Origin of the sequence: Treponema sp. OMZ 838, assembly GCF_000775995.1 — a bacterium.
In the GTDB taxonomy this organism is placed as follows: Bacteria; Spirochaetota; Spirochaetia; order Treponematales; family Treponemataceae; genus Treponema.
This window is the reverse complement of the sequence record NZ_CP009227.1, coordinates 149811-162899: the sequence shown is the minus strand read 5'-3', so window position 1 is coordinate 162899 and position 13089 is coordinate 149811. Positions and strand designations below refer to the sequence as shown.

Sequence of the window (13089 nt, the reverse complement as noted above, 5' to 3'; positions counted from 1 at the left end):
GTTTATCCTGCCGGTATATCCATCACTTAATCACATACAGCATTCCGCCGCTTCGCCCGAAGATTTCGTTTTCGTACATACACTCGGCGGTTGCGGGCGGGCAGGGGAATACGCCGCGGCGGGCTGCGCGGAACTTAAAGCGTACCGTGGTGCCGCCTTTGTCCCAACTGTTCCAGAAATACTGAACTTCGTTGTCGTATATCTGCTGCTTACTTGGATCCCGCCAATCAGTCCACGGCTCTTCCGTATCTTTTTCCTCGTAATCGTTTGATGCGGTGGTAACGAAGGCTGCGTCTAAAATTTCCGCGCCTGACGGAATGGGCGCCCGCAGTGCGACAAACGTATAGTCCTTTCCCGACGAGAGGCGGATTGCCATTTCGTAGGTTTTGCCGCTTTCGAGGGTGATCATCGAGCTGTTCTCCGAATTCGGCGTTACGATTTTATCTGCGGCGATGTCGCGGATAGTACAGGAAACGCCGAGTCCTTCGTCGCGCGGTTTCTGGCGTTCCTGCGGCAGTGCATACGCAAGCGAGGCTGTGTAGTAGAGCTGTCCCGTACCGGTTTTGGTAAAGCGGAGCGGCAGCAGGGTATCCCGCTTTGCTTCCGACACCGGCTGTTCTTTAAAGGAGAACATTTGGAAAGCCGGTTTTGCTGCCGCTCCTTTGAGCGCCGCGGTGAGCAGGTCTCCGCCGGGCAGTGATGCCGCAGCGGTGAGGTCGGTAGCATCAAGCTGTGCATACTGAATATATTCGTACACTGCTTCCAGTACGTGAGCGGTAGTTGCCGTATTTTGCCAATAACCGCCCTTTTGACGCTGGAGCAGGGTGTACAGCACTGCCCGTACCGCATCCTCGCGGCTATGGTCGGGCGCCGCTTTTACCAAGCTCTGCAGAATAAGCGCCAAGTCGAGGGAAAGGTCGTTCCCGTACCAGAATCGGTAGCCTTGTAACGGCGGCACCGCGAGCGATACGCTGCGGGTGGTAAAGCGGCAGGAGTTTATAATCCGTTCCGTGCACTTCGCCGCCTTCGCTGCATCTCCGGCGCGGTTCCGCTGCGTGTAGGTTAAGCTTAGCAATGCAAGGGCAGCAAGATCATTCGGCTGCGCAGTGTAGTCTTCCAGCTGAGGAATCACACGTGCCTGAACTGCCGTCAAAATGCTCTCATCAAAACCGGCGTTGTTCATTGCCAGTACAAAGCAGGCGTAGGCTTGTAAGTACGGCGAGAGTGCTTTCCTATTTGCAAGCAGCTGCGAGCGAATATAGTCGGTCAGTTTTTTTGTATTGACGGCAATATCATCTTGGCTGTATCCGCGCTGCTGTGCGGCGGCGCAGATATGCGCAATTCGTAAACTGACATAAAAATCCGTGTACCGGCCGCCCGGCCAGTAGGGGAAGCCGCCTTCGGATGTTTGTTCCCGCGCCCATGTCGCCATCGTTTTTTTGACCGTGTGCCGGACATTCGGTACCTTACTTTTAAGCGAGAATACGTCGATGTAGTTTTCAAACAGGACGAGCGGCAGAATACGGGCGGACTGCTGTTCCATGCAGAGGAACGGATAGTCGAATACGTAATCGATAGCCGATGACAGCGCACCGAGTCCGCTTGAATCCAGCGTCAGACTGAGCGATCCGGTATTTTCATCTGCCATAGACGGAATGATCAGCCCCTCAGCTGCTTCGGTTTCATCTTTTGCGATAGCGCCGGTTGAAGTTACGGTTTCAAAGACAAAGGGTCGTTCGATAACAAGCGGTTGTATCAGTTTTTCTTTGAGCGCATCGGAAGAAACGGTAAACACCGCCTCTACCGTGCCCGCCTTTACCGCTGCAATATCAAAGTAGACCGCAGCCTGCTGCCCGCCTGCAACGGTAACCGTATGCGTTGTTTCCCCGTCGATAAAGGCGTTGTCTGTCACTGTGCGATCGCCGGCAGTATCGGCCGTACCGTCTTGTGTCTGAGCAGCACGAACCGAGGCTCCTACCGTAATGGTGTGAGCGCGGGTGTCCACATTGGAAATGAGGACGCCGCATTCTGCAGTATCCCGTTCGCGGAGGCGGCGGGGCATAACCGGCAGAATGTTGACGGTGTTCTGCACGGTAATCTCTTCTTCGTGCAGGGCAAAAAGGTCGGTATGGGCTCCGACGGCGGTAAGCCGGTAGCTGGTCAGCGTATCCGGCAGCTTAAAGGTTGCCGTCACCTTACCGTTTGAATCCGTCTTTAAGATAGGAATAAATACCGCGGTCGGGTTAAAGTTGCTGCGTTCCGCTTCATCATCCCCTTTCCCGCCGTCCGAATCGCCGCCTGCAAGGGTTTTCGCTTCCTCCATAACGGGATCCATCAGCCACGCCCGGGAATCTCCGCCGATGACGTCGAGCTGGAAATTATCGGGATCATAGAAGAAATCAAGCGGATTGGGCACGTGATAATCTATTAAATCGAGGACACCGCGGTCTACGGCAAGCAGGGTGAGTTCCGCATTGGCGAGCGGCTTACCGCCTCTTGTCGCCGTTAGCGTAACGGTTGCTTCTTCTCCGGGCTTGTACACGGACTTATCCGCGGCGAGTTCGACGGAGAATGCTTTAACGCGGGCATTTACAAAGATCGGCGTCATACCGAAAATGCCTTTCGGCTTATCAAGGTCAAGTTCACCGTGCTTGTGCTGCGGCTCCTTTGTCCGTACTGAATACGACGACACCGCGACATACACCACGGGAACATAGTTGCCTGCGATGGGGATTTCCAAAACTTGCGTATTCCCGTCGAGTTCGCGGACTTCTTCCGTAAAAATACCTTCGCGCTCTACCGTGATGAGGTATCTTCCCGCAGGGAGCGGGCTTTGCATCAAAATGCGGGCGGTGTCGCCGGGGTTGTAGAGCGATTGGTCGGGCGTTAGGCGCACTGCATCTTCATAATCGCGATCCCAAAAACTCGCTCCTGATCCGGTAACATAGAAGCGGTAATCGGTTTTGAATTTCCGCCCTGCGGTATCGGTTCCGCTCATGCTCAGAATATATGAACCGGCATTTTTCGGCGTTACCTGTACCGTTCCCTTTGCAGCGGGTTTCACGGTTGCCGTATGCTCGGTGATGTTTTCTTTTTCGTAGTTTGAGTAAATGCTTCCGCCCGAACCGCGCTCCTGCACGAGTTTCCAGTTTTCCCTAATTAGCTCAACGGTAAAATCTCCCGCGGCTGGTTTGGTGTCGCCAAGCGGATTGCCGTCGGGGGAGGCGAGGATGAACGGGAAGGTGAGCTTTTGCCCCTTTTGCGCAAAGCCGGTAAGGTTTTCAGGCCGTGCAAGCCCGATGTAGAGCGCTGCCGGATGCACCATAACGGTATTCCGTGCGGAAATTTGCTGATTGCTGATGTCGGTTATCGAAACCTCGGCGCTGTAGCGATAGGGGAGGCCGATAATGCCTTCCGAAGCCGCCGCTTGGCAGGAAAGTTCCGCCGTACCCGTGTTCGACAGTTTTCCGGAAAACGATGCAACATGATCGATACCGTAGCCTTCTACTCCAAACCGATAGTCCTTTAATGCCGTATGTTGAGGGCTGAAAGAGGCGCCTTGACGCATCCAGCTTCCGCTGTATGCAGCCTTGCCAAGCCCCCCGCCCGAAAGGTACGAGGCGGATACTGCCGCTTTGACGGTATCTCCCATAATGACCGGCTGCTGCGGCATAGTTACTTCCGCCTGAAATTTCAGCTTTTCAAAATATGCGACGGTGATGGGGCATTCCTGCGTTCGGCTGTTTGCATCGTCAGCCCGCCGGTAGGTCAGGCTGTAAGATCCGGGCGCTAAATCTTCCGGTAACTCGAATGCTCCCCAAAAGCTCCCCGAATCGGTACAGGTACCTTCTTGTTCTGCAACGTCGACCTCATCACCTTCCGATGAATAACCGGATAACGTAACGATGTACTGCCCCTCGTACGGCGTGAAGGTATTGAATGTTTGTGTGCGGTCGATACCTCTGAACGAGACCGTTTCTCCGGGTTTATACAGCCCTCTGTCTGAAAAAAGGAATGTCCGCTGATGTGTTTCAGCAACTTCCGACGGATAGTACGCTGCAGGAATATCGAAGCGCCACGGGCTGTGGGTATGCGGATAGAAAACAGCTTTATCTCCGTCTTTTTCTACAAATACGGCAGCATAATTTTTCGCGTTGCGGAAGAAGCGGATACTGTTACTTCCGTATGGAAGGACGGCAAGCCCTTCTTTATCGGTGGTGCCGGAGGCAAAGGATTCTTGCGCACCTTCTTCGGGGCTGACCGCTTCATCCTTATCGGTTTTTGCGTCGTACAGGTATACCGAAGCGCCTTCAACGGGTTCCCCTGTCGAGAGCTTAGAAACCAGCACGACGGTTTTATTGAGCGCGGAACGGACGGTAATGCCGATGTCCGTTACCTGCACGGTCGAAGTTCGGCGGCTGACCCACGGTTTTTTATCTCGTGCTGAATAAGGCGGGAGCGTTACTGCCGAATCGATTCGTACAAATCCCTTGCCGTTTTCAAGGTAGGGGTCAAGGTCGGCGAGTTCAAACTGCCGTTTATTCCGCACTGATGCGTTTAAGGCTATAGCCTTTGAACGGTTGTATGCATCTCCCCAGCTGGAAAGATTAAGCGGGTTGCCGGTTTTTGCGATTGCATAGTCCGACGGGGAAAGGATATTTTGATATTCAAACAGGTATTTATGCGGATACGCCGCTTCCAGCATCAGATGTCCCGTATCGGTAAACTGCACAAAGCTCGGCGCATCGGGAACGGTAACCGTATAGGACGCTGCGGAGGCAAGAGCTCTGCCGTAGGTATCCCTTATGCCGTTTTGTACGGTAACGGTGTATGTTTCTTGGGGTGCGACCGGCAAGCCGTGAATAAGTACGGTTGAATAGTACGATGTTGCATTGTGCACTTCGATGTTTTTTTCACCGAATGTAAGCGCCGGTTTTATGGAAATATTGTTGAGTACGGTCTTTTTATCTACCGGATGGGAGAACCGGAGGGCTATCGGGTTTTTATAGCCGTAGTCGTTATGATAAACCGATGCGTCCTTGCAGGTAAACGGCTTGAGCGTATGGTATTGCGCCGTGGTGAGAGAACCGTCCGGACGCTTTGCCGCTACGGTAACCGTTGCATTAAAGGGGATTTTTCCATTGATATTCACCAATACGGTAAAGTCGTTTTCCCCTTCGGGGCGGGTGACGGTATAGCGGTATGGAACCGCTTGTTTTCCGGCTTCTTGTACCGATACGGAAAGAATCGATTGCAGTTCGGCAGGCTGAACCGGATAATTGAAGCTGAGCTGCACATCGTTTGCCGCTTCCGGAATCAGGTTGTCGGTGTTGATGGGTATCCACCGGTCGGAGTTTTTCCGCAGCATATAGCCGGGCTGAGAATAGGTGATTCGGAGCACTTCGCTGGTAACGGTGAACTGTCTTTTCCCTTCTATTTGTTTTCCGTTGAGCGCCCGTACGCTGTCTTTAACGGTTATCGTGTATTTCTGTCCGGGTTTAAGGTTTTCTTCAGGTTCAAAAGCAAGGTACCGCGAGCCGTACCAGCGGAATATGCCTTTTACGGCAGGACTAATCGATAGGTATGGAGACTCCGTTTCCGGTTTGCCGAGGGCGCCGATTGCCTTAACCGGCAGCGAGAACACGACATAAAAGGACGGCGAGGTTACCGCCGCGGGAATCTTGCCTTTTGGTCCCCAATCGGCAACCGTGAGCGCTCCGCTCTGCGGGAGATCGATGGTTTCCGCTACGCCTTTCGTTTGCTCGCCGGTCTCTGCCGTCAATTGAGGCGTATAGGAGGTTTTATATGCCGTAAGCGCCCGTACTCCGGGAATAACCGAGACATCTTTTGCCGATGATTGCGGCGCGGGCGCTTTAAACGCCGGTATCTTGGAGTTCTGTTCGGGTTCGGGCGTTTCTATTGCATACTGCGGTAAAAACTGCTTTTCAAAATCCGAAATATTCGGATCATTGTACTTGCGCTGCGTCTGTTCTTGCAGCTTTGCGATATACGCTTTTTGATTCGCATCGCCCGAACTTGAACCTTTGCCGCAGCCGGCGATAAGGGCTGCCAGGGTTATAATCATTAAAACAATACCGGATTTTTTCATCGCTCTTTGTACTCCATTCAACTCATCAGTAGTTGGGCCACTTAAAAACTAAAGGTTTATAAATGCTTCTATTATTATACAAGAGCCACAGTGAATATACAACACGGTATTTCACGGCTATTGGGATAATCGCCCGGAAGAAAATTTTGAGTTGATTATTTGTGCAGATGAAAGGTAAAAAAGATAATATGAAGTATCTTTGCTATCGGAAGCCGGCGGGATGATAAGATGAGACCGGCGGGATTCGAACCCGCCACCTACTGCTTAGAAGGCAGTTGCTCTATCCAAATGAGCTACGATCTCTTGAACTCGCAGTGTTCACTGCAAATATGTTATATGTATACAATAGGAGTGAAAAAAAGTCAAGGTTTATTTTCAGCCGCTGAAATAGCGCGGCTGAAAAACGCTGCGAGTTTGCTTACGCAAACATCGCTTATTGACGTGTGCGCTATCGCGCACGAATTCAACGGTCTCAAAAATTGATATTTTGTTCGACTGTTGAATTTTAAGGAACCTATCGTGCAAACGCATCAGACTGTTTCTAGTCGCCCCAATTATTTTGCACTTTTGCTCTACTCTACCTAATGCATTTGCCCTGCTGCTGAATTATTTAATTAAAAATCATTCCGAATATTTGACTTCTTGGCGTAAATATACTATTTTGTGTGCATGAAAATATTATCTTTATGTCTTGTTTTTAGTATTTTTGCGTTCGGCTGTTCCGCGAAACAAGCGCAGGCCGCCGCTCCTGTTACAACGCCGGATTCGAGGGCTCAGTCAAGCGCCGCTGCTTCTGCGGCAGTGCCGACCTCTGCGGCTCAACATACCGATCCCGTCTCGGCACTCAGTTCGCTCGGGTTTTATGTGTATGACCAGCCGATTGATCTGCCGATAGCGGCACCCATACCGGCACTTAAGGGTGAGTCTGTCAAAGTGAGCGATTTTATCGGTAATATCACGCTCCTCAATTTTTGGGCGACATGGTGTCCGCCGTGCCGTGCCGAAATGCCCTCTATCGAGCGTCTGTACAAGCAGATGAGCGGTACAAACTTCCGGATCGTAGCTGTCGATGCCGGTGAGCATCGTTCACAGGTGGCGTCTTTTATCGAAAAAAATAAGTATACATTCCCTATCTATTTGGATGAATCGAACGAATTGTCGTCCATTTTTGCGGCACGCGGTCTCCCTTCTACCTATCTGGTTAATAAAGAAGGAAAGGTTATTGCTGCGCGTATCGGGGCGATGGAATATGACCAAGCGGAATTGATAAAACTGCTTAAGGAACTGGCTGATGGGTAGTGCCTCTCTTCCCGGCCTGTTCGGGGCTTTTTTTGCAGGACTGCTTTCATTTTTAAGCCCTTGCGTCTTGCCGCTCATTCCGGTTTATCTTTCGTTTATTTCCGGTGAATCTTTGACCGAAATCCGTGAAGGCGGCAGCGGCCGTATGCGCCTTTTTCTGCGAAGTGTCAGCTTTGTACTGGGATTCACGGTGGTGTTTGTGCTGCTCGCTATTCTTTTCGGTACGGGTGCACGCTTTATCGGCAGTTCCGTACCGCGTATGATTATGCGGGGGGCTGGGGTAGTTGTTATTCTGCTCGGTCTTAATATGCTCTTCGATTTTATCCCTTTTTTACGCGGAGAGATAAAAGCACAGGCGCCGAACACTGCCGCAAGTTTTTCAAAGGCTTTTGTATTCGGTATGTTGTTTGCCGCCGGATGGAGTCCCTGTATCGGGCCGATATTGTCGTCTATTCTGCTCTTTGCGGCTCAGGCAGGTAATATCGCAAAAGCCGCCTTTTTGCTTGGGGCGTATTCGCTCGGGCTTGGAATTCCTTTCTTGTTGGTAGGATTGTTTTTTGATAAAGCGGAACCGGTGTTGCAGTGGTTCAAGCGGCATACGCGCGGAGTTAAGATAACTGCCGGATTGCTGATTATCTTCTTCGGTATATTGATGGTAACTGCCGGTTTAGCGAGTATTACAACCTTCTTTGTAAAGATAGGCTATGCGCTTGAAGAATATGCGCAGACGGGAACTCCTCCGTTTAGCACTATTGCCGGTGTACTTGCCCGCTGGCTGCTGTTCCAAGGTGTTTAGGGATTGTTTAAACTCAAGGGCATCCTTAAAAGAGAGAGATGCCCTCAACTTTTTGAAAACTTATTTTGAGAGTATTCAAGAGCGCAGTTTAAAAACTCCTGCAAATATGCCGGAAGCGTAATCTTTTTATTCCATACAAGATAAAGATCGCGGTATCGGTGCGGTATATGCTCAAGAGAGAATGCAAGCAGTTCTCCGCGGTCAATCATATCGTCTACGGCAATTTTGGAAATAAATGAAGTACCTGCTCCCTGCGCAACGAGCCGCTTTATCACTTCGATATTGTTAATCGAGGTGATAATATGGAGCGATTCTATAGAAATATTTGCAGCGTTGAGCATGAGTTCCATATTTTGCTTTACCGCAGATCCGCTTTCCCGTACGATGAGCGGTTCCTGTGCGAGCCGCTTTAAATCAGGCTTTGTCTGCTGTAAAGCTCGATAATAGGGAATATTGGGTGTGATAAAGACAAACTCATCCTGATAAATCGGCCGGAATTCGCAGTTTTCATCATCGGTTTTCATGCCGACAATTCCTGCATCAACCTTTCGGGCGGAAATCCTCTTAATCGTTTCGTAGCTGTTTTGTTCTTCTACTTGGATAAGAATATTGGGGTGGTCTCTTCTGAACCGGCTTAATATAAAAGGGAGAATATAGCCCGTCGGAATGGTAGATGAGCCGAGCCGTACTATCTTTCGGTTTGGATTGATAAAACGATCGATAAGCGACGAACGCTGTTGCAGCAAATCCTTTGCTTCGCGGTAGAGTATTGTTCCCTCTTCCGTAATTTTCAGCTCCCGCGTGGAACGGATAAACAGCGGCGTGTCGAGTTCTTCCTCAAGCTGCTTAATGTGCAGGCTGACCGTCGGCTGCGAAATATTCAGTTCTTCCGCCGCTGCAGAAAAGCTCAGGTTTTCGACCAGCTTTACAAATACTTCAAGGTGCTTGAATTCCATATTTTCTCCAACGGGTAACTCTACGGTTTTATTTGCCGCGCGGAGCCTTTGCAGGATCAAGCGGTTTATTGTTTGCGTATACCATAAAATAAAGACGCGGTGTACCGGTGAGGGAGTCTGCGGCAAGAGTACCGAGTTTTTGACCGACGGTAATATGCGCACCCGCTTGCGGGAGTATCTGTGCCAACCCTCCGTATACATAGACGTGTTTTGTTTTTGATTGAATAAAGATGACCTGCCCGTATCCTCGGTGCGGACCGATTGAAATGACACGCCCCGAAGCGATAGCTTGTACGGGAGCATTCGCTGTCGAATCGATAGCAACGCCGTAGAGTTTCCCGGAAAGATACGAAATATCGACAACGGAAACCGGCCACAGCAGGTTTTTATCGATTGATTTTTTTATGTAAGAGCGCGGATCCTCCCATGAAGCTTGAGCATTTTGTTGAGTGGTCGCAGTATTTTTGGGAACTGCAGCAACGGCTGTTTTTTCTCTTTCCGGCACAATCAATATTTTTCCGACTTTTAAGACGGCAGAGTCCGAAAGACTATTCGCTTTCCTCAGAGCTTCGACAGTAACGGAGAATTTTTTTGCAATACTGTAAAGTGTATCTCCTTTTTGTATTGTATATGTTTCGGGAATATAGATTTTTTGCCCAACCGTAATTTTCCCCGCATCGCTAATGTTATTCCGCTCTAGGAGGATAGCAACCGGCACCGAGTACTTGCGGCTGAGTGCATAGAGTGTTTCGCCTTTCTCCAATATATGGAGCGTATCTGATGAATGGACGGAGAACACCGCAAGAGAAAAAATAAAAAGACAGACGGAATAACAACGCTTAGGCATATTCGTCTACAATATCGGCGGATTACATAAAAAACTCAATACCGCGGTTAGCGCGTACTAGACATTTAGAGGGGCTTTCATTATCATCGTAACGATTATTATTTCAAGTTATAGGAGCATTTTATGGAAAATTTAATCGGAACAAAGATTATTGATTTTACCCTGCCTGCCTACTGCAAAGGAAAGTTTACCACGGTATCAAGTAAATCGTTGTTGGGTAATTGGTCTGTGTTTATGTTTTATCCCGCAGACTTTACATTTGTGTGTCCGACCGAATTAGCCGATTTAGGTAAGCTGTATCCCGAATTTCAAGAAATCGGATGCAAGGTATTTTCCGTCTCTACCGACAGCGAGTTTGTACATAAGGCATGGGCTGATGCAAGTGCAACAATCAGTGCTTTACCTTATGAAATGATTGCCGATAAAGCGGGTGTTTTTGCTGCTTCGTTGGGTATCCTTGTACCTGAGACATGGGTCGCACTCCGCGGTTCTTTTGTCATTGACCCTGACGGTATCATTAGAGCGTATGAAGTACACGATAACAGTATCGGTCGCGATGCTTCCGAATTACTGCGCAAGGTTCAAGCTGCTCAGTTTACTGCCGCACACGGCGATCAGGTATGTCCCGCAAAATGGCATCCCGGTGAAAAAACGCTGTATCCTTCTATTGACTTAGTTGGAAAAATCTAAAAGCGGCTGCTTGCAAACCTCTAAAAACTCAACGGTTTTTAGAGGTTTTTTATATATAACGGGTGGTGAACATTCAATTCACCTGCACTGTCAGCTTTGAAGCGAATGCTAGGTGTTCATTATCTGGAGGGCTTGAAAAAGAAAAAACCCTGTAGGCAAAAGGAGGAAAAAATCCTACAGGGCAACTGTAAAGGAGGTACATTGAATACTCTTTGATAGTACGTATCGCAATATACACCACTTAAACAGACAAAAAAGAAAGGTTACATATTTACAAAAAATTATGAAAATATTAGGGTACGGTATGCAATTACTTTTTTCTTTTTCGAGTACTATGAACAGGCTTAAACATTTTCCCCGGATGCGTTTTTCACGCCTTCTCTTTTTGAGCGTTTTTTTTGTAATAGGAGGATTATCTCCGCTGCATGCAGAAATCTTCCGGTTCAACTTTAGGGATGGGGATACCTACCGAATCAATTCTACCGTTACTGAAGATGTGTATTTGAACGGGCAATTTGCGCATCAGGCTTATATCACCAACCGTGTTACCGTGGAAGTGTCGGATGTTCAACCGGCATCAAACGGACAGCCTTCCTCCGCGCTTCATACCTGTACTTTTATGACAAGTGAGCAAAACAGCAACAGGACGTTCTCGTGGGGACGCGAATATCCGAGCGTATTCCGCCGAGATGAGTTCGGTATTTACACCATCGATGAACAGTATTTTATGCCGGTGGTGCGGAATGTGCCGGTTTTCCCTCAGCATGATGTAAAAATAGGGGAAAGTTGGCAGCACACTGCAAGCGAAGCACACGATCTGCGGGATAACTTTAATATTCAAAAGCCTTTTGTCGTTCCTATCGACGTTACTTACACATATAAAGGTCTTGCCGAGCATGAAGGAAAAACCTATCAGTTAATAGAAGTAAATTATGATCTTTATTATGATATTCCATTAAAAAATATCCAGAATAAAAGAAACGGAAGCGCAACATTGCCGATGCTGTATCCTGTCCGTACCATGGGCTATTCTAAGCAACGCCTCTATTGGGATAGCAATGCAGGTATGCTCCCCTATTATGACGAAGTATTTACCATCATGATGGAGTTAAACACGGGGGCGGTAATAGAATATCGCGGTACCGCACAGGCTGAAATTACGATGCTGCAGCGTATGAACAAGGAAAAAATAGCGGAAATGCTCGATAAACATATCCGGGATATGGGTATTTCGAATACAACCGTAGAAAAAAGTGATGAGGGGATCACGATAAGCCTTGAAAATATTCAATTTGAACCCGATTCGGCACGACTTCGTCCGTCCGAAAAAGAAAAGATTGAAAAAATAGGAAAGCTGTTGAGCGCATATCCCGATTATGAGCTATTAATTTCGGGACATACGGCGCTGGCAGGTACGGCTGAAGCAAGGCAGGTGCTGTCTGAGCAACGGGCAGCGGCTGTTGCAAATTATCTGGTAGAACTCGGTGTAAGAGAACAACACCATGTTTTTACACGCGGGTTTGGTGCGGAAAAACCGATTGCGCCTAATACTACGGAAGCGAACCGAGCACGGAATCGCCGTGTTGAAATCACGGTGCTGGAAAAATAACCGATATTTTCCGCACTGTCCTGCCGCTTAAGATTGTAGAGCATCTCTAAAAGCTATACCTGAGTTTTTAGAGATGCTCATTAATATATCTTGGAGCTCTACAACTGCCAACATATTGTGACAGTCGTTGAATTTTAATGTGCGACTAAATCCGCGTATTCCGAATGTTTATTGAACCAATCAGCTGCATACGAGCATTGAGGCCGTATTTTTTTTCCGTTCTTTTGAGCATAGTCTACGACTTCTTTAACAAGTTTACCGGCAACGCCTTGACCTCTCAACGAATTATCAACAAAGGTATGGTCGAGGCAAACCGTCGAATCACTCTCCTGCGGGAAGGTAACCTCGGCAATAACTTTTCCGGTATCGTTTTCGGCATAAATTCTATTTTCTTGGCGTATAAACTCCATCGTATTCTCCTTGCGGAAAGCAGTATGCCATAAAATAGAAAGAAATTTCAATATGTCTAGCTATCATATTGCATTCAACGATAAAAACTTCTATAATCAGCTTTATGTCCGAGATTGTTGGCTGGGAAGATAAAAAATATCAAGAGGTTTTCGATGATGAAACCCGTCTTCTTGTCAGGCGGAGAGCTGCCGATCAAAGCTGCTCCATCGACGATATACAAGGTATCCTCGACTCGCTCTATGTTTTTGATGGTAATAATGCTACAGGACGGAGTTCCGTGCAGCAAATCGTGCTTTCTGCAACCATCGCCGCTTATGAAGCCTTTATTCATCAATGGCAAAAAGAATTAACCCTTAAATAAAGACCGAGAAG

10 protein-coding genes and 1 tRNA gene are annotated in these 13089 nt (G+C 48.5%); 6 read left to right on the top strand and 5 right to left on the bottom strand.

Annotation, left to right across the window (positions count from 1 at the left end; all coding sequences use genetic code 11):
* Positions 1-22: 22 nt before the first annotated feature.
* Together QI63_RS00700 and QI63_RS00695 are read right to left on the bottom strand one after the other, a co-directional pair.
* Positions 23-6109 (bottom strand): Ig-like domain-containing alpha-2-macroglobulin family protein, encoded by a 6087-nt coding sequence (locus tag QI63_RS00700; RefSeq protein WP_044012980.1) that lies wholly within the window; start codon positions 6107-6109, stop codon positions 23-25.
* Between the two features lie 229 nt (positions 6110-6338).
* Positions 6339-6412, bottom strand: a tRNA-Arg gene (locus QI63_RS00695).
* Positions 6413-6460: 48 nt separating this feature from the next.
* Between QI63_RS00695 and QI63_RS13395 the strand changes: the two genes are divergently transcribed.
* From QI63_RS13395 to QI63_RS00680, 3 genes are all read left to right on the top strand, one after another.
* A complete protein-coding gene (locus QI63_RS13395; protein WP_255347312.1) occupies positions 6461-6592 on the top strand; it encodes a hypothetical protein in 132 nt (43 codons plus the stop codon).
* A gap of 186 nt (positions 6593-6778) precedes the next feature.
* Positions 6779-7408 carry a TlpA family protein disulfide reductase gene (locus QI63_RS00685; RefSeq protein ID WP_200877760.1) on the top strand — a complete coding sequence of 210 codons (630 nt, stop codon included), beginning with the start codon at positions 6779-6781 and terminating at the stop codon, positions 7406-7408.
* Positions 7401-8204: a cytochrome c biogenesis protein CcdA gene (locus tag QI63_RS00680; protein ID WP_044012971.1), complete on the top strand. Its 804-nt coding sequence runs from the start codon at positions 7401-7403 to the stop codon at positions 8202-8204. The genes QI63_RS00685 and QI63_RS00680 overlap by 8 nt, the downstream gene beginning before the upstream one ends.
* A gap of 44 nt (positions 8205-8248) precedes the next feature.
* Here the strand turns inward: QI63_RS00680 and QI63_RS00675 are convergent, their stop codons facing one another.
* Positions 8249-9160: a selenium metabolism-associated LysR family transcriptional regulator gene (locus QI63_RS00675; RefSeq protein ID WP_044012968.1), complete on the bottom strand. Its 912-nt coding sequence runs from the start codon at positions 9158-9160 to the stop codon at positions 8249-8251.
* A 28-nt stretch (positions 9161-9188) separates the two neighbouring features.
* On the bottom strand, positions 9189-10007 hold the full coding sequence (locus QI63_RS00670) for a M23 family metallopeptidase (RefSeq protein WP_044012966.1): 819 nt from the start codon (positions 10005-10007) through the stop codon (positions 9189-9191).
* A 123-nt stretch (positions 10008-10130) separates the two neighbouring features.
* Between QI63_RS00670 and QI63_RS00665 the strand changes: the two genes are divergently transcribed.
* Positions 10131-10697, top strand: a complete 567-nt coding sequence (locus QI63_RS00665) for a redoxin domain-containing protein (protein WP_044012964.1) — start codon at positions 10131-10133, stop codon at positions 10695-10697.
* Positions 10698-11001: 304 nt separating this feature from the next.
* Complete coding sequence (locus QI63_RS00660; RefSeq protein WP_044016856.1) at positions 11002-12306, top strand: OmpA family protein; 1305 nt, start codon at positions 11002-11004, stop codon at positions 12304-12306.
* 134 nt (positions 12307-12440) lie between these two features.
* On the opposite strand, the gene QI63_RS00655 is transcribed toward QI63_RS00660, so the two are convergent.
* The gene (locus QI63_RS00655; RefSeq protein ID WP_255347311.1) at positions 12441-12767 is read right to left on the bottom strand and encodes a GNAT family N-acetyltransferase; all 327 of its coding nucleotides are present in this window, start codon (positions 12765-12767) and stop codon (positions 12441-12443) included.
* A gap of 53 nt (positions 12768-12820) precedes the next feature.
* Here QI63_RS00655 and QI63_RS00650 point away from each other — a divergent pair, with 53 nt between their 5' ends.
* A complete protein-coding gene (locus QI63_RS00650) occupies positions 12821-13078 on the top strand; it encodes a hypothetical protein (protein WP_044012959.1) in 258 nt (85 codons plus the stop codon).
* Positions 13079-13089: the final 11 nt, after the last annotated feature.